The 23,319-nt window shown below is 37.5% G+C and carries 19 protein-coding genes and 1 tRNA gene; 5 read left to right on the top strand and 15 right to left on the bottom strand.

Annotated elements, in window-relative coordinates; translation table 11 throughout:
- From ACSYSF_RS00930 to proC, 3 genes are all read right to left on the bottom strand, one after another.
- Window positions 1-2,532: a M1 family metallopeptidase gene (locus ACSYSF_RS00930; RefSeq protein WP_489867877.1), complete on the bottom strand. Its 2,532-nt coding sequence runs from the start codon at window positions 2,530-2,532 to the stop codon at window positions 1-3.
- 124 nt (window positions 2,533-2,656) lie between these two features.
- Window positions 2,657-2,728: transfer RNA gene (locus tag ACSYSF_RS00925), tRNA-Glu, on the bottom strand.
- A 76-nt stretch (window positions 2,729-2,804) separates the two neighbouring features.
- Window positions 2,805-3,596, bottom strand: coding sequence for a pyrroline-5-carboxylate reductase (gene proC / locus ACSYSF_RS00920; RefSeq protein WP_489867876.1), 792 nt, complete (start codon window positions 3,594-3,596; stop codon window positions 2,805-2,807).
- Between the two features lie 257 nt (window positions 3,597-3,853).
- Between proC and ACSYSF_RS00915 the strand changes: the two genes are divergently transcribed.
- Window positions 3,854-5,194, top strand: a complete 1,341-nt coding sequence (locus tag ACSYSF_RS00915; RefSeq protein WP_489867045.1) for an ISL3 family transposase — start codon at window positions 3,854-3,856, stop codon at window positions 5,192-5,194.
- A gap of 82 nt (window positions 5,195-5,276) precedes the next feature.
- Here ACSYSF_RS00915 and ACSYSF_RS00910 read toward each other — a convergent pair whose 3' ends face one another.
- The 3 genes from ACSYSF_RS00910 to ACSYSF_RS00900 are packed head-to-tail and all read right to left on the bottom strand — an operon-like array spanning window position 5,277 to window position 7,691.
- Window positions 5,277-6,461: an FtsW/RodA/SpoVE family cell cycle protein gene (locus tag ACSYSF_RS00910; RefSeq protein WP_489867875.1), complete on the bottom strand. Its 1,185-nt coding sequence runs from the start codon at window positions 6,459-6,461 to the stop codon at window positions 5,277-5,279.
- A gap of 27 nt (window positions 6,462-6,488) precedes the next feature.
- On the bottom strand, window positions 6,489-6,698 hold the full coding sequence (locus ACSYSF_RS00905; protein WP_489867874.1) for a DUF2969 family protein: 210 nt from the start codon (window positions 6,696-6,698) through the stop codon (window positions 6,489-6,491).
- Between the two features lie 12 nt (window positions 6,699-6,710).
- Window positions 6,711-7,691 (bottom strand): rod shape-determining protein, encoded by a 981-nt coding sequence (locus ACSYSF_RS00900; protein ID WP_489867873.1) that lies wholly within the window; start codon window positions 7,689-7,691, stop codon window positions 6,711-6,713.
- Between the two features lie 190 nt (window positions 7,692-7,881).
- Between ACSYSF_RS00900 and ACSYSF_RS00895 the strand changes: the two genes are divergently transcribed.
- Window positions 7,882-9,252, top strand: coding sequence for a UDP-N-acetylmuramoyl-tripeptide--D-alanyl-D-alanine ligase (locus tag ACSYSF_RS00895; RefSeq protein WP_489867872.1), 1,371 nt, complete (start codon window positions 7,882-7,884; stop codon window positions 9,250-9,252).
- A 78-nt stretch (window positions 9,253-9,330) separates the two neighbouring features.
- On the opposite strand, the gene ACSYSF_RS00890 is transcribed toward ACSYSF_RS00895, so the two are convergent.
- The 5 genes from ACSYSF_RS00890 to ACSYSF_RS00870 all read right to left on the bottom strand — a co-directional run bounded on the left by ACSYSF_RS00890 (window position 9,331) and on the right by ACSYSF_RS00870 (window position 15,261).
- Entirely contained in the window at window positions 9,331-10,137 is an 807-nt protein-coding gene (locus tag ACSYSF_RS00890) for a Cof-type HAD-IIB family hydrolase (RefSeq protein WP_489867871.1), read from the bottom strand.
- 184 nt (window positions 10,138-10,321) lie between these two features.
- A complete protein-coding gene (locus ACSYSF_RS00885; protein WP_489867870.1) occupies window positions 10,322-11,278 on the bottom strand; it encodes an ABC transporter permease in 957 nt (318 codons plus the stop codon).
- A 2-nt stretch (window positions 11,279-11,280) separates the two neighbouring features.
- The gene (locus ACSYSF_RS00880) at window positions 11,281-12,405 is read right to left on the bottom strand and encodes an ABC transporter permease (RefSeq protein ID WP_489867869.1); all 1,125 of its coding nucleotides are present in this window, start codon (window positions 12,403-12,405) and stop codon (window positions 11,281-11,283) included.
- Window positions 12,406-12,409: 4 nt separating this feature from the next.
- On the bottom strand, window positions 12,410-13,960 hold the full coding sequence (locus tag ACSYSF_RS00875; RefSeq protein WP_489867868.1) for an ABC transporter ATP-binding protein: 1,551 nt from the start codon (window positions 13,958-13,960) through the stop codon (window positions 12,410-12,412).
- Between the two features lie 221 nt (window positions 13,961-14,181).
- A complete protein-coding gene (locus tag ACSYSF_RS00870; protein ID WP_489867867.1) occupies window positions 14,182-15,261 on the bottom strand; it encodes a BMP family lipoprotein in 1,080 nt (359 codons plus the stop codon).
- 408 nt (window positions 15,262-15,669) lie between these two features.
- Between ACSYSF_RS00870 and ACSYSF_RS00865 the strand changes: the two genes are divergently transcribed.
- A complete protein-coding gene (locus ACSYSF_RS00865) occupies window positions 15,670-16,716 on the top strand; it encodes an AI-2E family transporter (RefSeq protein ID WP_489867866.1) in 1,047 nt (348 codons plus the stop codon).
- Window positions 16,717-16,926: 210 nt separating this feature from the next.
- The gene (gene adhP / locus ACSYSF_RS00860) at window positions 16,927-17,946 is read left to right on the top strand and encodes an alcohol dehydrogenase AdhP (protein ID WP_489867865.1); all 1,020 of its coding nucleotides are present in this window, start codon (window positions 16,927-16,929) and stop codon (window positions 17,944-17,946) included.
- Window positions 17,947-18,066: 120 nt separating this feature from the next.
- Here the strand turns inward: adhP and ACSYSF_RS00855 are convergent, their stop codons facing one another.
- The 3 genes from ACSYSF_RS00855 to ACSYSF_RS00845 all read right to left on the bottom strand — a co-directional run bounded on the left by ACSYSF_RS00855 (window position 18,067) and on the right by ACSYSF_RS00845 (window position 20,867).
- A complete protein-coding gene (locus tag ACSYSF_RS00855; RefSeq protein WP_489867864.1) occupies window positions 18,067-19,398 on the bottom strand; it encodes a gluconate:H+ symporter in 1,332 nt (443 codons plus the stop codon).
- A 214-nt stretch (window positions 19,399-19,612) separates the two neighbouring features.
- Window positions 19,613-20,395, bottom strand: coding sequence for a glucose 1-dehydrogenase (locus ACSYSF_RS00850; RefSeq protein WP_489867863.1), 783 nt, complete (start codon window positions 20,393-20,395; stop codon window positions 19,613-19,615).
- Between the two features lie 13 nt (window positions 20,396-20,408).
- Window positions 20,409-20,867 (bottom strand): ASCH domain-containing protein, encoded by a 459-nt coding sequence (locus tag ACSYSF_RS00845; RefSeq protein WP_489867862.1) that lies wholly within the window; start codon window positions 20,865-20,867, stop codon window positions 20,409-20,411.
- 272 nt (window positions 20,868-21,139) lie between these two features.
- On the opposite strand from ACSYSF_RS00845, the gene ACSYSF_RS00840 reads away from it, so the two are divergent.
- The gene (locus tag ACSYSF_RS00840) at window positions 21,140-22,585 is read left to right on the top strand and encodes a catalase (protein ID WP_489867861.1); all 1,446 of its coding nucleotides are present in this window, start codon (window positions 21,140-21,142) and stop codon (window positions 22,583-22,585) included.
- Window positions 22,586-22,674: 89 nt separating this feature from the next.
- On the opposite strand, the gene ACSYSF_RS00835 is transcribed toward ACSYSF_RS00840, so the two are convergent.
- Complete coding sequence (locus ACSYSF_RS00835; protein ID WP_489867860.1) at window positions 22,675-23,319, bottom strand: TetR/AcrR family transcriptional regulator; 645 nt, start codon at window positions 23,317-23,319, stop codon at window positions 22,675-22,677.

Here is a 23,319-nt window from a genome sequence, read left to right as displayed (position 1 = left end):
TTATAATGCAGCATTAATCGCTTGTTGCACAGCCGCTTGTTCATCATCAATTAAAGCAACACGGCCAGCAATAACGTTAATATCCATCGTAATTTCACGACCCAAACCTGGCACATCAACCTTTGGCTCGAAGAAGGCCTTAAATTCAGTTAAGCGATCAGCTGTCTTAAAGATACCAGATGTCACTGTAATATAAGTTGTAAACTCCATATCACCACCAACAGTCTTTTCCAACCATGACCACTCATCACGTAACCAGTCCCAGGCTAATTGTTGACCACGGTCGTTCGCCAAAACGCCACGATACCAACCACGTAAGTCTTGCGGCTTAATGACTTCACTATTTTCAAAGTAACTAACAATTTCTTGCAACAAAGCTGGATCAGTTGTCTTCGTCAAGGCGACCCGAATATCACCTTGATAACCACCATCTGCAGTCGTTTGATAATCTGATAGTAATTGGTCAAACAAGTCACGATCACCATAATGCTTAACTTCATTGGCAAGCAAATTAGCACGAACGTCAGCTGGCAATGCTACTAGAGCATCACGATTCTCTGATACTAGTGCATGTGCTGAGTGGATAGCTTCCTCATTTTCAGCATATAAGGCAGCATCAACAATTACTGAACGACTCACTTGATCATCAATTGATTCGCCAGCCTTACCTTGCCAACCCAATCGAGTAAATTGGTCAGCACTCAACTTATTAACTAATTGCTTTAATTGCGTTTCAGCAGCTGATTCAGGCTTTACGAACTTCTTTAAATTACTGATTACTTGGTAAAGTGCTGTATTAACAACACCTGATGTACTATCGGCAAATTCATGCAACAATGGGACAACCACGGCATATGAAATTTGACGACCTTCTGCCAACAAGCGCAAATCTTGTAAGATTTGTAATTGTGTAATGGCATCTAAGTCAGCTACATTATCTACAATATCTTGCAACAATTCTGGCGCATAATTCACAATAAAGTGCGCATTGTTTTCGACATTCACACGGAATGGCTCACCAGCAGCTTCGCGTAATTCTTGATAGTTACCCAATGTTAATGATTTTTCTGCCATCAACTCGGGTAGTCCTTCATAATTACTATTCAAAGGAATCTGCCACTGACGACCTTGATCAACACCATCACCAATAAAGAATTGCTTTTGTGTTAACTTCAATTGACCATCAACTACTGTCACATCTAATACTGGGTAACCTGGTTGTTCTAGCCAAGTATCCATCATTGCTGTTAGATCAATCCCAGCAGCCTCACCCAAAGCGGCCCATAAATCAGCACCACGGGCGTTACCATATTGATGAGCGGCAAAATAAGCCTTTAAACCACGACGCAAAGCATCGTCACCTATTAATGCACGAACCATGACTAACATACGTGATCCCTTAGCATACACAATCGCTGAATCGAAAATTGCATCAATCTCAGCTGGCTTTTCAACTTGCACATGGACAGATTGCACACCATCAGTTGCATCACGTTGCAAAGCAGCTGCTGCTTCTGATGTTTGGAACAATTCCCAAATGTGCCAATCTGGCTCTAAAGCATCAATCGCCACATATTCCATCATGTTAGCAAAACTCTCGTTCAACCATAGATCATCCCACCATTGCATCGTTACTAAGTCACCAAACCATTGATGAGCTAACTCGTGGGCAATCACTGTGGCAACCTGTTGCTTCATACTCAATGATGCATTAGCTTCATCTAGAGCTAAGTAAGCTTCACGATAAGTTACCAAGCCCCAGTTTTCCATGGCTCCAGCAGAAAAGTCAGGTAATGCCAATTGCCATGAATGTGGCAATGGATAAGGTGTTTGATAGTAATCTTCATAGAACTCAATTGAACGCTTTGCAATATCCAAAGCAAAATCTAATTCTGATGGCTTATGTGCTTTCGTTGCGAATACCCCTACTTGCACACCACTGTTAGTTGTTGTCAATTTACTTTGCATATCACCAAACGCAAATGCAACTAAGTAAGTTGACATTTTAACAGTTTCAGCAAAGTAATGAACGCCATCAACAACTTTTTCTTCAGGCATGTTAGCAATGACTGTTTCACCTGCTTGCTCATCGTACTTAATAGCCAATGAGAACGTTGCCTTAGCTGCTGGTTCATCAATACTTGGGAAAGCTTGACGAGCAGCCGTCGTTTCAAATTGCGTACCAATTAATTGTTTCTTCTCACCATCAACTTGATAATAAGATGGATAAATACCCATCATTGTATCTGTCAAGGGCGCAGTGTAGACAACCTTAATGGTCATTTCACCAGTATGTGGTGTAGTAAACGCAATTGTTTCACTTTCATCATCAGTTGTTGCTGCTACAGATTGACCATCTACTTGGACATCCGTTACTGTCATAAACTTTTGATTCAATAAAACATCAGCTTGCTCAGCTACTCCTTTAATCGTTGTTTCTCCAGCAATGGTTTTTGCTGCACGATTAATATCTAAATAAATATCGTAATGTGATGGTTGAAAAACATCCACCAAACGTTTTGCTGCTACCATAAAATTGTAATCCCCCTATTAATTATCTTTAATAATTATACTTGGTATTATTTTATCATAGTGTTTGCATAACACGACTAAAAAAAGAGGTTGGACCATTTCTGGTTCAACCTCTTTAAACTTATAGCTCATCAGGGAGTCGAACCCTGGATGCCGGTGTGAAAAACCGGAGTCTTAACCGCTTGACCAATGAGCCATTATTACTTTGTTGCCTCAACAACATAAATAATAATACCAGTTTCCAAAAAACAATGCAATACTTTTTTAATTGATTATTCAAATTCAGCGTTCTTGGCCATCGTCGCATTAATTGTATCTAATACTAGTTGATTCAATCCACCATTTTCTAGCACATCATAACCAGCTGCCGTTGAACCACCTGGTGTCATGACTTCATTAGCCAATGTTTCTGGTGTTTTCTTAGCTTGCGTCATATGCTGAGCCGTACCCGCAACTGTTTGCTCTGCTAAACGAGCCGCAATTGATTCTTCAAGACCATTTTTCATAGCAGCTTGTTTTAATGATTCAGTAAATGCGGCCACAAAAGCTGGTCCTGATCCAGCGACTGCACTAGCAGCACCAAACTGGTCTTCTGGTAATTCATCAGTCCGACCTAATTCTAAGAACAAGGCCGCAATGGCTCCCTTAATCTCAGCATCGGTTATTTCATCAAAAGCCAATGCTGTGTAGCCATATTTTACACTGACATTAACATTAGGCAATGCACGTGCCACAATTAAATTATCGCCCAATGCTTGATGCAACTGAGCCAATGAAATCCCCCCTAATACGGAGGCGACAATAACACTTGGCTTCATTAAAATAGCTGGCTGCAATTCATTTGCCGTAGCTGCTAATTGATCTGCTGGCATTGCCAAAACAACCATATCAGCAGTTAACCAAACTTCCATTGCTGAACTTTTTGCCGTAATTTTCAACTCATCAGCTACTTTTTGACCTGAATGTGGTGAATAAACGGTTAGTTGTACTTCTGGATTACCTGACCACCCTTTCATCATCGCCTGAGCCATATTACCGGCCCCAATAAATCCAATTGTTAACATGTCACACCTCTTTATTATCATTTATCATTATTTTTAATCATACCATAGTGCTTATCATCGCAAAAGAAAGAGCATACAACGAAAGAGATATCATCCCCTTGATTGTATGCTCTAAATTTTTATGGCTCTATACTTTTTAGCGTGAAAGTAAAAATTTCACGCTTTTATTTTGCTCTTTTTCACAATTAAAAAGACACCAATAAAAATACCGGCGTAAAATATAGTTGTCCACACAATAAGAAACGAGGTATTTATCGATGTCTATAAATGATTCTATCTTAAATTCAGTTGGTTTGACAGATAAAAATATCAATTTTTTAATTTCTAATGACGGTACTTTTAATGAGGTGGTTCCTAAAGGACATGATCATCACTTAGTATTGCGCTATCGTGCAAGTTTAAATACACTGCCTGAACGTTGCCCTAGCTGTGGTTGTCCCTTGTTAGATAACGTTTATTTAAATGGTAAAGATACAGCCGATTATCAATTACCCACAGCTAATGGTTTTGAACAAGTACTATCCGTTAAAAAACAGCGTTATCAATGTCGTAATTGCCTTAAAAGTTTAATCGCTCAATCATGTGATTTTATGCCACGTTCTAAGATTACACGTCCATTACTTTATCAAATTATCGATTTGGCTAAACGTGATATTTCTGAAAAGGAAATTGCACACATCTTACATTTATCTACTAGTAAAATTAATCGCTTAATGAATAATGCTGCTGAAGCCTATCAAACTAACTACGAGCGTGCTTTGCCTAGTGTCATTTGTGTTGATGAAATTCGTTACGCTAAAAACCAATTTAGTTTTGAAATGATTGATGGCCAGACCAGTGATTTAATTGAACTATTTTCCAAACGAACTGGTCCTAAAATTAAAAAGAACCTTTCCAATTACGCCCTAGCTAATCGAGAGAATGTTCAATTTGTTATCACCGACATGAATGCAAACTATCAAACACCTTTACGGACAATGTTTCCCAATGCTCAATTGATTATTGATCGTTTTCACATTATTCAACTGGCTTTAAAAGCTGTTCAAAGTACACGTATTAATTTACAACGTAGTTTAGATAACCATAAAAGTCGTATCTATAAACTGCTCAAAGCAAACTGGCGTTTCTTTATTACAGATGAAAATCGTTTAAACTTCCAACAGGCACGCTGGTTTAGAGGTATTAACGAATTTATGTACCCACAAGATGCATTACGATTAGTATTTGATATTTCTCCCAACTTCAAACAGACTTATGAAGTCTATCAAGCTGTTTTAAATTCCCAACGTCATCGTGCCTTTGAAGACTTTCAAACAATTTTAGAAAACTATCAATTTAACCATTCCGCAATGGATTCAGTTATTAGTAGTTACAAAAAGAATTTAAAAGGCATTAAAAATGCCTTCCTAAACAACTACTCAAATGGTCGTATGGAAGGCATCAATCGTCGTATTAAGCAAATTAATCGTACATCTTATGGCTTTCATAGTTTTAAAGCTTACGCTTTAAGAATTCGCTTTGAACTATTTAATCACCATGCATTACAAAATACTTTTAATTGCTTATTAATAAGCAAAAGGCCCATAAATCCGATGTAGTTAACATCAAATTTACGAGCCAATTTCACAAACTCAATTAGACAATTTCATGATTTTCACGCTATTTGCAATTGAGCCATTTTTATGAGAAGCCTTCACGTTCGGATAATGAGAACGATTTATTGTGGTAACGCATCGACATGATTAAACCAATTCCAATCATATTACCAATCAAGGCAGAACCACCCTGTGAAATAAATGGTAATGGAATACCTGTCAAAGGTACCAATCCTATGTTCATACCAATATTTTCAAAAATGTGGAATAACAACATCATAACCACACCCGTTGCAATATAAGCATAAAACTGATTTGACGAATCAAACACGACTTGAATAATTTGGTAAATTAACAAGAAGTATAGAATCAACAACAATACGGAACCAAAGAAACCAAAGTTCTCACCAATAACTGAAAAAATCATATCAGATTCACGAACTGGCACATTAACGTGTGACACGTTAAATCCGGTTCCTGTTAAGCCACCAGATCCAATTGCTTTCATTGATTGCCATAGTTGATAAGCACCATTTGACGTATCATTCTGTGGATTTAACCACGCATCAATACGTGTAAACTGATAAGCTTTAAAACCAACCTGTTCTAACAGATGACGACCCCACGTTTGGGTAACTAACAAAATTGCACCCGTACCTAGCGCACCAACCACGGCAATAATTGGTCCTAAAATCAACCATGAAAGACCTGATACCAATGTCATTCCGAAAACAACAGCCATAAATACTAAATTAGTACCAAAATCACTACCATTAACGATTAACACGGGCACTGTCCATAACATGATTTTCAATAGCAAGCGCCAGTCAGACTTCAATGTATGTGTTGGATTAACAATATTATGATTCGTAATAATGCGTGCCAACATAATAATAAAGGCTGGTTTCATAATTTCGGCTGGTTGGAAAGTTAACGGTCCAATTGCAAACCACTTACCACCAGTACTTGCATAATAAGACTCAGAATAAAAGAATAACACGGCAACCATCAGTACCATACCGACAGCAAATGCATATGGTGCTACACGCCATAACTGTTCTGAATCAAACTGCATTAAAATTGCGACCCCAATAATGCCGACAATATAATAGGCTAATTGTAAAACAACCATCCTAATAACATTAACCCCGGAATCATGAGTTCCCGCAACATACAATGAAGCCAAGCCAATCAGCGCTAACATCATGACAACAAAGATGATTGACCAATCAATTTCACCACCATCTTTTGAGAAAAAACGTTTAATCATGTTTCCCCCTTTTTCTTGGTTCATTTATTAATGATGTAAATTGTATTCTGCAAGTAGACTTGCAACTGCATCATCGAAATTATTAGTTGTTGTCTTATGACCATCGGCAAAAGTTACCACAAGTGGTGACTCTTTTTCATCGACTGTACCTAAAACAACTTTATTGATGACAACTTCAGAAACATTATCATCTAATTCATTTACTTCAAAAGCGACTGGTTTATTTTTACGCGCCATATTTTACCTTCCTTATTTTTCGTGCATATGTGCCAAAAGTTTACCGGCACCCTTCGCAACATTATCAAGTGGCTCTTCAGAAATCATAACCGGCACACCAAGTTGTTGCGCAATCAAACTATCAATACCGCGTAATAATGCACCACCACCAGTTAAGACGATACCACGATCAATGATATCAGAAGCTAACTCAGGTTGGATGCGTGATAATACGGTATGCGCAGTATCAACGATTTGAATCAAAGTATCATGCATAGCTGCTTCTACTTCATTGGCATCCAAAGTAACTGTTCTTGGCATACCCGTAAAGCTATCACGACCACGAACTTCCATTTCTTCTGGTTCGTCTAATGGGTTCGCCGTTCCAATCTGAATTTTAATTTGTTCAGCAGTTCGTTCACCAATTTGTAGACCATGATCATTTTTAACCATTGCCGAAATATCAGTGTTCATCTTATCGCCGGCAACCCGGATTGATTCTGACGTTACAATATCACCAAGTGACAATATGGCAATATCAGTAGTTCCACCACCCATATCAATAACCATTGAGGCAATTGGTGAGAAAATATCTAAACCAGCACCAACTGCGGCAACTTTTGGTTCATATTCCAAGTAAACTTTACCACCACCAGATTTTTCGGCAGCTCCAATAATTGCTTTACGTTCAATACCGGTAATATTAGTTGGTGCACAAACCATAATATTTGGTCGTGACATCACACCTTTCACATTTAACTTTGACATAAAGCGCGACAACATCGCTTCAGTCATATCAAAATCAGAAATTACACCATCTTTCAACGGACGAACAGCACGAATATTGCCTGGTGTACGACCAACCATTTGATAGGCTTCCGTACCGACTGCTAGAATCTTTTCTGTTTTAGTATCAATTGCCACTACGGATGGTTCATTTAAAATGATACCTTCTCCATCAACATAAATCAGCACATTTGCCGTTCCTAAATCAACGCCGATTTCTTTGGACATGAATTTCACCTCTTATTTTTATCGAGCAAGCTCGTCAAAATTTCTAAATACTATCTTTAATAGTATAAACCATACACACAAAAAAATCTTGCAAAATCAACATCCATTCTCATTGATTGCCGGCAGTTTATTAACAGAGTAAAATAATACTAACGATGTCTCATCCAAAATTAAAAAAGGAACCAGGTAAATGAAATTAACAATTCAAGAAATGGCTGCTATTTTACATGCGCCGATTAAAAATGAAGCTGATGTTTTTGTCACTAACACAAACTTTGATTCACGCAAAGTAAGTGCCAATAGTTTATTCGTGCCATTAGTTGCTGATAACGATGGCCACCAATACGTTACTTCTGCCAAAGAAAACGGGGCAACTGTCGCATTATGGCAAGCTGACCATACTGATGTACCAAGTGATTTACCAGTCATTATCGTACCCGATACGCTAGCTGCCTACCAACAATTAGCCAGCTACTACCTTGATCAAGTCGATCCAATCGTTGTAGCAGTTTCTGGATCAAATGGTAAAACAACCACAAAAGACTTTATTGCTGCGATTGGTCAAAAAAAGTATCGCACAATCAAAACACCGGCTAATTTCAATAATGAAATCGGTGTCCCACAAACTATTTTATCAATGTCTGATGACACAGAATTATTAGTCATTGAAATCGGAATGGATCACCCTGGTGATTTAGATTTCTTATCAAAACTAGTTAAGCCAAATATTGCCTTGTTAACCATGATTGGTGAAGCGCATATTGAATTCTTCAAAACGCGTGCTCATATTGCAGATGGTAAGATGGAAATTATTAATGGTCTAAAAGACAATGGTCGCCTTGTGTTTAATGGGGATGAGCCACTATTAAATGAACGTGTTGCCAAGCATCAAGCATTAAATCATGATTCATTCGGGTTAGATAATACGAATGATTTATACGCAACTGAAGTGAACATGACCCCACTACAAGCTAGTTTTGTCACAAATCAAAGTGACCAACAATTTACCATTCCAATAACTGGTAGATATAATGTTGCTAATGCACTAGCTGCTATCACCGTTGGTCATTTGTTAGAAATTTCTGATGCAGATATTGCAGATGCTTTGACTAATGCACCAATTACTGAAAACCGTACTGAATGGTTAGATGGTAATTTTGGTGGCAAAATCTTATCTGACGTCTATAACTCTAATCCGACTGCTGCCAAAGAGGTGTTGCAGTTTTTCGCTGATGTGCCAACTTCTGGTAATCGAATTGCCGTTCTTGGCGATATGCTACAACTTGGTGAAGCTTCAGCAGATTTACATGCAAGCCTAGCCGAGAGTTTAGATCCAGCTAAAATTCAACATGTTTATTTAGTTGGTGAAGAGATTGTTTCTCTTGAAGAGGCACTAAATAACGTTTATCCATCTGGTACAGTAAAACGTTACGCCATTGCTGACCAAGCAACCTTACTAAAAGATTTGCTAGCTGACTTAACAGCCGATGATATGGTTATGCTTAAAGGTTCACATGGTGTTCACTTAGAAGACATCGTTGCAAAAATCAAAGCAGATTAACTATTAAAAGACTAAGAGGTTGGAACCAAAAGTTCCAACCTCTTTTTTCATCTGCATTATAAGTGTAAACATTTTTTCTTAAACTAATTCAAAATACGACTTCAAATATGCTGCCACACCATCCTCATTGTTAGTTAAAGTTTCTGCATTGGCAACTTCTTTAATTTTTGGAATTGCATTGTCCATTGCAACACCGATACCGACTTGGTCAATCATCTCAAAATCGTTTTCTTCATCCCCAAAGGCCATCACATTATCTAATGATTCATCAAAATGCGCCATTAATTGTTTTAATCCACGTGCTTTATTCACTTCCTTAGGCAAAAATTCTAACAATTCAGCTCGTGAAGGTACAATGTGCAAACGTGACCTTAATTCAGCCGACATCCCCGCTCTAACTTCTTTAACCTTGTCAGCTGGTGCTGAACAAACGGCTTTACCAAAAGATGTGTCTGGTAATTCATCAAAAGTGACATTTGAAAAATGCAACGCAGTACCCATATAATCTTCATAATCTGACTTGCCTAAGTCAATCAATGAATAAACTTGATCGGCTCCAATGGCATCAATTGGATAATGTCTATCTTTAGCATCCGTATACAAAGCTTCAATATCTTGCTTGTTCAAGGTTGTCTGTGCCATGATGCGCTCTGTTTTGTTATGTTGAACCAAACCACCATTAAAGGTAATCGCAAAATCATTAGGCTCAAATAACTCCAATTGCGTTAGTAACTTTTGAATTCCCTGAATTGGTCGACCAGTGCATAAAACAATTCGTTTACCGGCATGATGAAGTTGTTTCAACACCCGCTCATTTTCTGCTGAAAGTTCTTTATTTGAATTTAATAATGTATTATCTAAATCAAGTGCAATTGTTGTAATCATTTCCCAGTCCCCTATTCATTGCATTATTCCCCTTAATTATAGCATTTAATGATAATAAAATAGCAGCCGAGACATTAAGTGTCCCGGCTGCTATTACTTAGCTAACTATTAACTGTTTTATAATATGAGCATAAACGCGTTCACAAAAGCGTCTTTGTTCTCGCTCTCTTAATTACTATACATTCTAAACTGATTTAATATAGTTAACACCATCTGCAGCAGGTGCTTTTGACTTAGCAAAGAAGATAACTAAAATCAAAATTGTTAAGACATAAGGCGCGATTTGTAGATAAACTGCTGGGATTTGATTAACAACTGGTAGCTGAGCACCGACAATCGCCATTGATTGTGAGAAGCCGAAGAACAATGCGGCTCCCATGGCACCAACTGGATGCCAACGGCCAAAAATCATTGCGGCCATTGACATATATCCTTGTCCAACAATTGTTGAAGCTGAGAAATTACCAGCGATTGATTGTGCAAATAATGCACCTCCAATTCCACCAAGTACACCAGAAATCAAAACACCAGCATAACGTAAGCCGTAAACATTCAAACCTAACGTATCAGCAGCTTGTGGATTTTCACCTACTGAACGTAAACGTAATCCAAAACGGGTTTTAAACAATAACCAGGCCGCGACAAACGCAATTGCAATTGCTACCCAGGCTGTTGATGACGTCTTAGTAAATAGGATTGGCCCAATAAATGGAATTTTACTTAGACCAGGAACGTTCCAGTAACCAAAGTTTTCTGAAATCATTGAAGTTTGTCCCTTACCATACATCAACTTAATGATGTAAACACCTAAAGCAGGTGCCATCAAGTTCATAACTGTACCTGACACAATGTGATCGGCACGTAACGTAATCGTGGCAACAGCGTGAAGCAATGAGAATACTAGTCCAACAAGTGCGCCGGCAACCAGTCCTAACCAAGGAGTTGCGCCACCGAATTTATCAGCAAAACTAAGATTAAAGACAATTCCTGCGAAAGCCCCCATAACCATGGTTCCTTCAAGTCCCACGTTAACAATACCTGAACGTTCTGAGAAAGTTCCACCTAACGCCGTAAAAATCAATGGCGCTGAGTAAACTAATGTACTTGAAATAACCAATTGTAAAATTGTTTCCAAACTCATGATTACTTGGCCTCCTTTTTATCAGTTTTTGCTACTTTTTTCTTTTGATCTTTTTTCTTTTTGGATTTTTCATCATCTTCATCTAATTTAACCAAAATCAAACGAATTAGATAATTAGCACCAATAAAGAAGATAATTGATGCCGTTATAACAGAAACTAATTCTGTTGGTACACCAGTAGCCAAAGGCATTCCTAGACCACCAACAGATAAGACTGAGAACAAGAAAGCAGCAAAGATGATACCAAGGAATGAGCCTGATGCTAGCAAAGCAACGGCCATACCATCATAACCGACTTGTGGTGCTGCTGATTGCGAGAAGATATTTAGATAAGTTCCTAATCCTTCGGTTGCACCAGCTAAACCAGCTAACGTTCCTGAGATTGTCATCGCCATAATTGCATTACGCTTAGCTGACATACCCGCATAACGTGCAGCATCTGGGTTTAATCCAACCGCTCTGATTTCAAATCCTAACGTTGTTCGTTTCATAATGAACCAAATAGCAATTAAAGCTACAACAGCAATAATAAAGCCAATGTTAAAACGTGAACCACCAGTCAAGTTAGATAGAAAGTCCCAACGCAATGAATCAGTATCACTTAACGTTTTCGTCATGTCCGTCGTTGCCATTAACTTTTTAGGCAACCCCTGCACAATGGCGTTTCCACCATACAAAACGATGTAATTCAACATAATTGTTGTAATAACTTCGGATGCACCGAATTGGGCACGTAACCATCCGGGGATGAACCCCATCACAGCACCCCCAATTGCACCGATAATAACAGCGGTGGGGATTAAAATCCAAGGATTCATGCCTTGATTAGCTAATACAAACCAAGTAGAAGCAATCCAACCAACCCAAACTTGACCAGAAAGTCCAATGTTGAAAAATCCGGCTGATTGGGCAACCATGAAACCAGCTGCCGTCAAAATAAGAGGTGTCATCGCACGTAACACTTCACCAATGTTTAATGAAGAACCCAATGCTGATTGTACTAAACTAATATAACCAGTAGCTGGATTGAAACCTGAAAATAGCATGATAACCGCACCGACTATCAAACCAAAGAAGACCGCTAACCCAGCAACCAGTCCTGTACTATATGAATTAATTTTATTCACGAGATTATTCTCCTGCCAATTGTGCCCGAGCTTGATCCAATGACATACCCGCCATCAATAATCCTAGCTCATTCTTCGATGTTTCATTTGCATTCACGATACCTGTAATCTCACCGTGTGAAATAACTGCAATCCGATCAGCAACATTCAAAATCTCATCTAACTCGAAACTAACTAACATAACTGCCTTATCATCATCACGTTGATTAATTAATTGTTGATGAATGTATTCAATCGCCCCAACATCTAATCCACGTGTTGGTTGAGCGGCAATGACAAAATCAGAATCACGATCTAACTCACGCGCAATAATCGCCTTTTGCTGATTACCACCTGATAATGAACCAGCTGGTACTAACTCATTCACTGTTCGCACGTCAAACTTTTCAATTAAATCACGCGCATGTTCATTAATTGCGTTGTAATCTAACACACCAGACTTTGAAAGTGGTCGCTTGTAATACGTTTGCAAAGCAATATTTTCAGCCAACGTCATTTCCAACTCTAGTCCAAAGCGATGACGATCTTCTGGAATATGAGCGACCCCAGCTTCAGTAATTTGACGGGGCTTTTTATTAGTTATATTTTTACCATGCAACATAACTTTTCCAGAAGCCACTGGCATTAACCCAGTAATTGCTGAAATCAATTCAGATTGACCATTACCGTCAATACCAGCAATTCCCAAAACTTCACCAGCTCTAAAATCCAAACTCAAATTATTAACTGCTGTAACACCACGACTATCTTTTACTGTCAAATTCTCTAATGACATCACCGTATCTTTTGGCTGTGCCGGTGTCTTTTCAGTACTATATAACGAAACAGTACGACCAACCATGATATCAGCTAATTCTTGTGATGACACACCTTCGACTGGGAACGAATCAATTGACTTTCCCAAACGAATGACAGTCACTTGATCAGCAACAGCTTTAATTTCATCTAATTTGTGAGTAATTAGAATAATTGACTTACCTTCTGCTGCCAAATGACGCATAATATTCATCAATTCATCAATTTCTTGAGGTGTCAATACCGCTGTTGGCTCATCGAAAATTAAAATATCAGCACCACGGTATAAGGTCTTCAAAATTTCTACACGTTGTTGCATACCAACCGAAATATCACCAGCTAAAGCATCTGGATTAACATCCAAACCGTATTTTTCTGATAAATCCTTAATATCTTGGGTGGCTTTTTTGATATTTAGTTTCATACCATTAACTGGTTCTGAACCTAAAACAATGTTTTCAGTTACGGTAAAAGCATCCATCAACATAAAATGTTGGTGAACCATCCCGATTCCTAATTCTGCTGCTTTTGATGGGCTATCAACAACAGTCTTTTGACCATTAATTAAAATTTCACCCGAAGTTGGTTGCAATAAACCAGATAACTGGTTCATTAACGTTGATTTACCCGCACCATTCTCACCAAGTAACGCATGAATTTGACCACGTTTAACCTGTAAGTTAATGTTGTCATTCGCACGAAACTCACCGAATTGCTTCACAATGTTGCGCATTTCCAACACAATTGGCTCATCTGCCATATTTCATTTCTCCCTGAAAAATTAAACTTGCTTACTCTTAACTTAATATATAAAGGTAATTTTACATATATTAGGTTGCTTTTACTAGTATTCAACTCAAAATAATTCGTCTTTTAATATTTTTGTTACATAGTTATCATAATATATGTGCTAACAATCAAAAAAGCCGAACATTGTTTCGTTCCGCTTTTTCAACTACTACGTATCAGTGCTAATGAAATTTACTTAATTTTGCTAGGAACCTTAACATCCCCGTCCTTAACAGCATTCTCAGCTGATTGGACAGCTTGCTTCTCTTTTTCATCCAAATTAGAAGTGGTCAAACCAACACCATTATTTTTCAAACCAAATGTCACCGTCTTACCACCAGGGAAATTACCCTTCATAGCTTGGTTGGCAACCTTAACAATTGAATTAGGAATTTTCTTGATAGCTGATGCCATTGTTAAATTAGCATCCTTGCCATCCTTATCTTTGTAATTTCCTTGGTCTTTTTGATCCATATCAACCCCGATAACCCAAGCTTTGTTTTTATCATCGGCTGCTAATTTAGTATCGATATCCTTAGCTGAGGTAAATACTGAGTTTCCGGCTGGACCAGCAGCTTGGAAAATAATGTGAGTACCAGATGTATACATAGCATCTGAAATTGTCTTTGACTTAGCAGTATCGGTAAATGATTCAATATATTGTGTATCAACCTTGATGTTAGGATCAACTGACTTAACACCGGCAATATAGCCAGCTTCAAAAGCCTTAATTGTTGCTGAACTCATACCACCAATAAAACCAACTTTTTTGTCGCCTAACTCTTGTGCCTTAGTTGCAGCAGCAACCCCAGCAAGATATGAAGCTTCATGTTGTTTAAACATCATTGAAGCAACGTTCTTTAATGGTTTCTTAGCTTTATCATCAATTAGAACGTAATTTGTTTTCTTATTTTTTTCAGCTGATTCAACCAATGCATCATTAGTTGCGTAACCAACACCAATCAACATATTGTAGTTGGCTGATACACCTTGTTGGAAGTTCGGTGCAAAGTCGGCATTAGTCTTAGAAGCAAAGTAGTTATAACCATCTTTACCCTTTTGCAAATCGTGTGACTTACCCCAATCTTTAACACCCTTCCAAGCAGATTGATTAAATGAACGATCGTCCACACCGCCAACATCAGTCACCATAGCAACTGAAAAGTCTTTTTTGTCAGAAGATGAATTCTTATTACCAACCATTGTGGCACCAACACCTGCGATAATAACAACAGCTACTCCACCAATTACTAAATTACGACGTGAAACCATGTTTCATTTTCCTCAACTTTCGTTTGTCTAAGTCAATGCTTTGTCTCTAGTAAACAATTTGGTTAACAAGACTTAAACCGCTAAATTTCTTTGATAAGTATAGCCTGTTACCCGCACTTGCGCAATCTATATTAATAGTGTTTTACGCAGTTTTTAGGGTAACCAGCACTTTAAAGGCGAATAATTATCTAACTAATCAAATTATTGTTTGGTATAAAACGTTTTAAAAAATAACCTAAAGCTAATTTTAAAATGGACTATTCGTTAATTTTTTGGATTACAATTATGTAACAAAATAAATTAACAACATTTTTAATGTTGATGCGCCTATTTCAGTATCGTGACCGTGTCGTTTTATTTTAAAAATGGTTATAATAGTAATTAAACAAAAAACTAAGGAGTGTATACGTGACGGATTTAAAAAGCTTATTTAAACGAACAGACGTCCAAAAATTAATTGCTCTTATTTTTATTTTAATTGTTTTGTACATTGTCAGAGATTTAATTAGCATTGTATTACTTACTATTATTTTTAGTTATTTAGCAATTAACGTTGCCAATAAAATTAAACAGTGGACTAAAATTCCTTATGGTCTATCTGTTTTACTTGTCTTTGTTGTTAGTTTGATCATCTTTGGTATGTCATTTGTCTTTGTTATGCCAACTTTAATTGAACAATTTTCAGTTATTCCCGATGAAGTCATGAAGTTTATTCGTAACTTCCCAGATGTTAAAAAATACCTTGATAAAACTTATCAAAATCTTGATTTACTAAACGAAGTAACGAAGAATTGGAAAGCATTATTAGCAAGTGGCTTAGACACGCTTAATGTTATTGGTAGTATCTTATCTAAAATTGCTTTATCAATTTTCTTAAGTCTTATCTGTGCATTATCATGGAATAAATTGAAGAAATTTGGTACGAAATTCTTAACTTCTGACTATCCAGTATTTTTTAAAAATGTCTACGATTTGAGTAGTACTTTTATTCTTATCTTGGGTAATGTCATTGAAGTTCAACTAACCATTGCCTTTATTAATACCATCTTAATGGTAATTGGCTTATATATTATTAAGGTACCAAGCATCATGGTTATGGCGCTATTAATATTTATTCTGGGGCTCATCCCAATTGCAGGTGTCTTAATTTCTTTGATTCCATTAAGTATCATTTCATTTGCGGCTCTCGGCTGGACTGGTATGTTCGAGGTATGGATTTTAGTTGGAGTTATCCACCTCTTTGAATCATACTTCCTACACCCACGTCTAATGGCGAACCGAACTGAATTACCAATTTTCCTAACATTTTCAACCATCATTGTCATGGAACATCTACTAGGTGGTTGGGGCTTAATTATTGGTATTCCTATTGTGGCGTTTATCCTAAGTATCTTAGGTGTACAAGATGCTAGCAATATTAATAAGAAATCACACGAAGATAAAGTAGCAAATTAACCCATTATCATTGAACAATTAAAACGCAAACTGATGTCATTCATTATGTGACTCAGCTTGCGTTTTTTGCGCCACTGTATTTCCATCATGAAGTATTAATTAAAATAATTAATTTTATCACATTGTGAATGTTTTCACTTTACCTTTGGATATCTTTTTGTTATGATTTAGGTGCATTAAGAAATAAGCCAAAAAAGTGAGGTAAACACTATGAAAGCAGCAGTCGTAAGAGATAACTGTGATGGTTACGTTGATATTAAAGATGTTGAATTACGTGATTTAAAACATGGCGAAGCACTTGTAAAAATGGAATATTGTGGATTATGTCACACAGATTTACATGTTGCCGCTGGTGATTTTGGTAAAGTTCCCGGTCGTATTATTGGCCACGAAGGTGTTGGTAAAATCATTAAAACAGCTGATGATGTTACTAATCTAAAAATTGGTGATCGAGTCTCAGTTGCCTGGTTCTACAAGGGTTGCGGCCACTGTGAATACTGTACAACTGGTCGTGAAACATTGTGTCGCCAGGTACAAAATTCTGGTTTCAACGTTGATGGTGCCATGGCTGAAGAATGCATCGTCCCTGCTGACTATGCCGTTAAAGTTCCTGAAGGTCTTGATCCAATTGAAGCAACTTCATTAACCTGTGCTGGTGTTACGGTCTACAAAGGTCTAAAAACTGGTAATGTTAAGCCTGGACAGTGGGTAGAAATTGTTGGTACCGGTGGTTTAGGTAACTTAGCCGTACAATATGCTCACAATGTTTTCGGAGCACACGTGGCTGCCGTGGATATTGATAATGATAAGTTAGAAGCAACTAAATCACTCGGTGCTGATTTAACCATTAATTCTCGTGAAAAGGATGCATCACAAATTCTACAAGATAAGGTTGGTGGTGTGCACAGTGCACTCATTACTGCCGTTAGTCCTGATTCATTCACAACAGCAGTCAATGCATTACGACCAGATGGTACTTTAGTAGCCATCGCCCTACCTAAAGGTGATATGGGATTGAACATTTCAAAGACCGTCTTAGATGGCATTAAAGTTGCTGGTTCTTTGGTTGGTACCCGCCAAGACTTAGCTGAAACTTTCCAATTCGGAGCTGAAAACAAAGTTAAGCCAATCGTGCATACACGTAAGTTATCAGAAATCAACGATATTATTGATGAAATGAAAAATAATCAAATTGTTGGTCGAATGGTCATCGACTTTACAAATAACTAATCTAACCATACAAAAAAGGATTGCGACACGTCGCAATCCTTTTTATTAGTTATTAATTTGTACGTTTTTTCACTCTATCTAAACGTGTTCCAAAAAACTGAATCCTTAATGTAACGTATTTTAAACAAACAATGACAATACTAGCACTGAACCTAATCCGGCTAACGCAAGTACACTGGTCAAAGTTGTCCAAGATAGCAATGTTTCCTTAAGTGATAGACCAAAGTATTCTTTAATCATCCAGAAACCGGCATCGTTAACGTGATCTGCAAAGACTGAACCTGCTCCAATAGCAAGTACAATCAAAGCCGGATTAACTGATGATGATGCAACCAATGGCGCAATCAAACCAGCGGCTGTCATACCAGCAACCGTTGATGATCCCAAGCTGACACGTAGTACGGCCGTAATCAACCAAGCAGCCAAGATTGGTGACATTGATGTATCTGCAAATAATGCTGAAACATAATCTGAAATACCACCTTTAACTAGGACTTCTTTCAAAGCACCACCACCACCAATAATTAGTAGCATCATAGAGATTTGCTTAATTGATTCAGTCAAAGTATTACCAATTTCATTCATCTTAACATGACGGAATACTCCCATTGTAAAGACCGCAAATAGCAATGACAATAGCATGGCAATGTCTGGACTACCAACAAACGTAATGATTTGACCGAAAACCGTTTTTTTATTGATAAATGCTTCCAAAATTGTGGCAATTCCGATTAAAATAACTGGCATCATTGATGTCAAAATACTAATACCAAAGCCTGGTGTCTCCTCTAACTTAAACGTCTTAAATTCACCAAACACATTTGGTGTTTCCTTGTGATAAGCACTTGGATAGACTTTCTTCAAAACCATGTTAAACAATGGTCCAGCAATCAAAATAGTTGGAATTGCTGCAATAATACCTAGCAACAAAACTTGCCCAATATTAGCATTAAAGACTCCTGCAACAGCAGTTGGTGCTGGATGAGGTGGCAAAAATGCGTGGGCAGTATTCAAAGTAGCTGCCATTGGAATACCAAGATACAATAATGGAATTCCTAGTTCACTCGCAATTACGAACAAAATTGGTAGCAAAACAACTAACCCAACTTCGAAGAACAATGCAATTCCAACAATGAATGATGCTAAAATAATGGCTATCTGAATTTGTTTACGTCCGAATTTTTCAATCAATGTGTGGGCAATTCGATAACCACCACCAGTATCAGAAACAAGCTTTCCAATCATTGAACCAAGTCCAAAGACAATGGCCAAATGCCCAAGTTGACTACCAATTCCTGTTTCAATAGCTGGTCCAATTTTATCAACTGGGATTCCTAATACAAGTGCTAAAAATACAGCTGTTACCAACAATGAGACATAGGTATTTAATTTGAATTTTACAATTAGTAAAATCAACAAAATAATTCCTACCAAAACCCAAAATAATGGCATAACTAACTCTCCTTATAATATCAACTCAATAAAATGAAAACGGTTGCATCAAAGCGACCTAAATAATTGTAACCGTTTTCACATGATTTGGCTAGTACTAATTTAAGGAAAAGTCATTTATTTTCACAAAGTCTTATATTTAAGATTTTTGTATATCAGATAAACAAAAAAATTCTGGCTACAAACCAGAACTTTCTGTTACATATTCATATTTTTAACGCAACAAATAACCACCATCAACCGGCAAGGTAACCCCAGTTATATAGCTAGCAGCGTCGCTGGCCAAAAAGACAACAACTCCCATCAATTCTGATGGGTCAGCCCAATGACCAGCTGGGATGTGACCCAAAATTTCTGGTCCCCGTACTGGGTCTTCTTGCAATGGCTTAGTCATCTCTGTATTGACGTATCCTGGTGCAATCGCATTTACCTGAATATTATGAGCTGCTAGTGCATCAGCATAAGCCTTTGTTAACCCAACGACCCCATGCTTACTTGCAGCGTACGGATAAATAAACTTACCAGCACGATATGATTGCATTGATGCAATATTAATAATCTTACCGCTCTCTTGTTTTGCCATTACTTTAGCGACTGCTTGTGATAAGTAATATAAAGCGTTCAGATTTAGATTAATCACTTTATCCCAATCTTCCTTAGGGAACTCATCCCATTCATGACGAATTTGCATCCCCGCATTATTTACTAAAATGTCGATCCTACCAAATTTTTCAACCGCATACTCAACAATTTGCTCAGCTGCATTTTCTGCTGTTAAATCAATTGCAAAAAATTCAGCCCGATGACCAGTTTGCTCAACATGTGCTTTAATATCATCCCAACCATTGTGTGAACGTGAAATAATTAGCACATCAGCACCGGCTGTACTAAGGGCCTTCGTATAATATTGTCCTAACCCTGATGCACCACCCGTAATAATCGCAACCTTACCAGTTAAATCAAATTGCTGCATTGTAAATGTCTTTTGTGTCATCATAACTCCCCCATTTTTAATCAATTACTTCAAAAACTTCACAAATACAAGGAATGCTTTCATTAAAGATCCGCTTTTCTTCAGCATACACAGTTCTAAAAAATTCATCGTGTACTTTACGCCAGTAGCGTAGTGTTCGGTCACCCTCACCTTCATGATAGGCATGTTCAGCAGAAACCAAATTATATGGTACAACTTCAACAACCTTTGTTTGTGTCACACAAACTGGTTTATTTTTGCCATCTAAGATAATGTTGTATTCTCCAATGTAAGGTTTTGGTTCATTCTCTTCATATAAATCTGCAGCCGATGTTGTCGCAGTTTTAATCCCTCGAACTGTTAAATCTGCTAACTCATCAGCCATTTGGGCTGTTTCACCATATGACCAAGCTGAGTATGGCGTACTAGTTGAAATATCATGTAATTCACAAAAACTTTGCCAATAACTTGTTATTTGGTTTTTATCATTTGTCATAGCATGCCTCCTACGTCATATTATACAGTGTTTAAATTTTTAATATGTAGTAAATACAAATAAATTTTAAAATTTCAATTAGTCATTACAAACAAAATAAGCTGATAAAGCAGTGCTACAACGTTTATAAAGCATACATTTTTATATAAATAAGATTATTATAATAAGTATAGCCATTTACACATTACTTACTTAAAGTGTATAATTAATCATAGATTACTAATCTATAATCGTATTCGTAATTTAAAAATGTTTTATATAGGGGGAACACAATGACAAACAAGTTAACGACACAAGCCGGTCAACCATGGGCCAATAACCAACACAGTTTAACTGCTGGTGAGCGCGGTCCTGTACTAATGCAAGACTATCAATTACTTGAAAAGTTAGCGCATTTCGATCGTGAACGTATTCCTGAGCGTGTTGTTCACGCCAAAGGAGCTGGTGCCAAGGGTTTCTTCAAAGTTACCCACGACATGAGCAAGTACACGAAGGCTGATTTGTTCAACGGTGTTGGCAAAGAAACCCCACTCGCTGTTCGTTTTTCATCAGTTGCTGGTGAATCTGGTTACCCAGATACCATTCGTGACGTACACGGTTTTTCTGTTAAGTTTTATACAGAAGAAGGAAACTACGACATCGTTGGTAACAACACACCAGTTTTCTTTATCAATGATCCATTGAAGTTTCCTGATTTTATTCATTCACAAAAACGTGATCCACGTACACACAAGCGGGATGCTAATATGCAATTTGATTTCTGGGCACATTCACCAGAATCAATTCATCAAGTCACTTACTTAATGGGAGACCGTGGTAATCCAACTAGTTACCGTACGATGAATGGCTATGGTAGCCACACTTACAAGTGGGTCAATGCTGATGGTGAACAATACTGGGTTAAGTACCACTTTATTAGTAACCAAGGTGTCTCAAATATGACCAACGAATTGGCTGATAAATTGGCATCTGAAGATACTGATTATCTACAAAATGAGATGTTCAGTGCTATCGAAGACGGTAACTACCCTTCATGGACCCTTTCAGTTCAAATTATTCCATACCAAGAAGGTTTGGATTATAAGTATGATATCTTTGATGTCACCAAAGTTGTGTCACACAAAGATTATCCACTTCACGAAATTGGTGTCATGACCTTAAACGCTAACCCTGATAACTACTTTGAAGATGTTGAAGAATTAGCTGTTTCACCAGCTAACTTGGTACCTGGTATCGAGCCTTCAATGGATAAGTTGCTACAAGGTCGTTTGTTCTCATACAAGGATGCCCAACGTTACCGTCTAGGTGCTAACTATGAAAACTTGAAGGCTAACCGTCCTCGTAATGAAGTTCATAACTATGCCCGTGATGGATTCATGGCTCAAGGTCAAGATGGTAGTGTCAACTACGAACCAAACAGTCAAGATGGTCCGGTTGAAGATCCACACGCATCAATTACTGGTGATATGTTCAAGGGTATGACTGGTGCATATGAACCATATGATACAGATTATTATTCTGCTGCTGGTCGTCTATACAACATCATGAGTGAAGATGAGAAGCAACGTCTAGTTGAAACCTTCAAGGGAAATCTTGGTACAATCGATAGCCTTGAAAACAAGAAGTTGATGGTTCAACAAATGGCCCGTGCCGATATGGATTACGGCAAGCGTGTTGCTGATGCCATTGGTGTTGATATTAACGATATCGAAATTTAATAGCATGTGACTGCTTTTACCGAACATATTATGATCACACTGAAAAAGCCACTGATTAACTAAATCAGTGGCTTTTTTGTTTACAACGATCAATCAGACAAACGAATAGCTCGTTGTGTCATTAATGTTATTTTTTTAATAACACTTTCCGGATCATCTTGCGAAATATTTAATTTATAAGTGCCCAAAAAATTGGCTATAAACTGACCGACAATCAACTTAATAATATCACTCACTTCAATTTTTGGATCAACATTATCACTTTTATCTAGCAAACTTTGAACTTGTTGTAAACCTGGTATGATTTCAGACATTAACGTTTGTTTTAATGTTTCACTAAATGCTTCATCAACTAACACTTGATTTAATAAGATGATCGCAATTTGGTAATTGTTCAATAAAAAGTAGTAACGATCACGTACCACATAGGCAATTAAGTCATCTAATGTTGTGGCATGATGCTGGACTTGATTAACAAAATGCTCACTGACATCAGGTAAAAGTTGTTCAATGATTGGTTGTAAAATGGCATCCAACAACACTTTTTTAGATTTAAAATGTTTAAAAATGGTTGCTTCACTCACACCTGCCTCTTTAGCAATCATCGCCGTTGAGGTACCTTGATAACCATTGTCCGCAAATAATTTTACGGTTGCTTTTAAAATTTGACGTTTACCTTTGGCCATATCTGTACGTGCTAACCAATCATCAAAGCTTTGATTCGTTGTATTCAT

The sequence above is a fragment of the Weissella sp. ESL1139 genome, from assembly GCF_058506735.1.
Note: the sequence above shows the minus strand (reverse complement) of the source record. Positions and strands in the feature narration are given on the sequence as shown.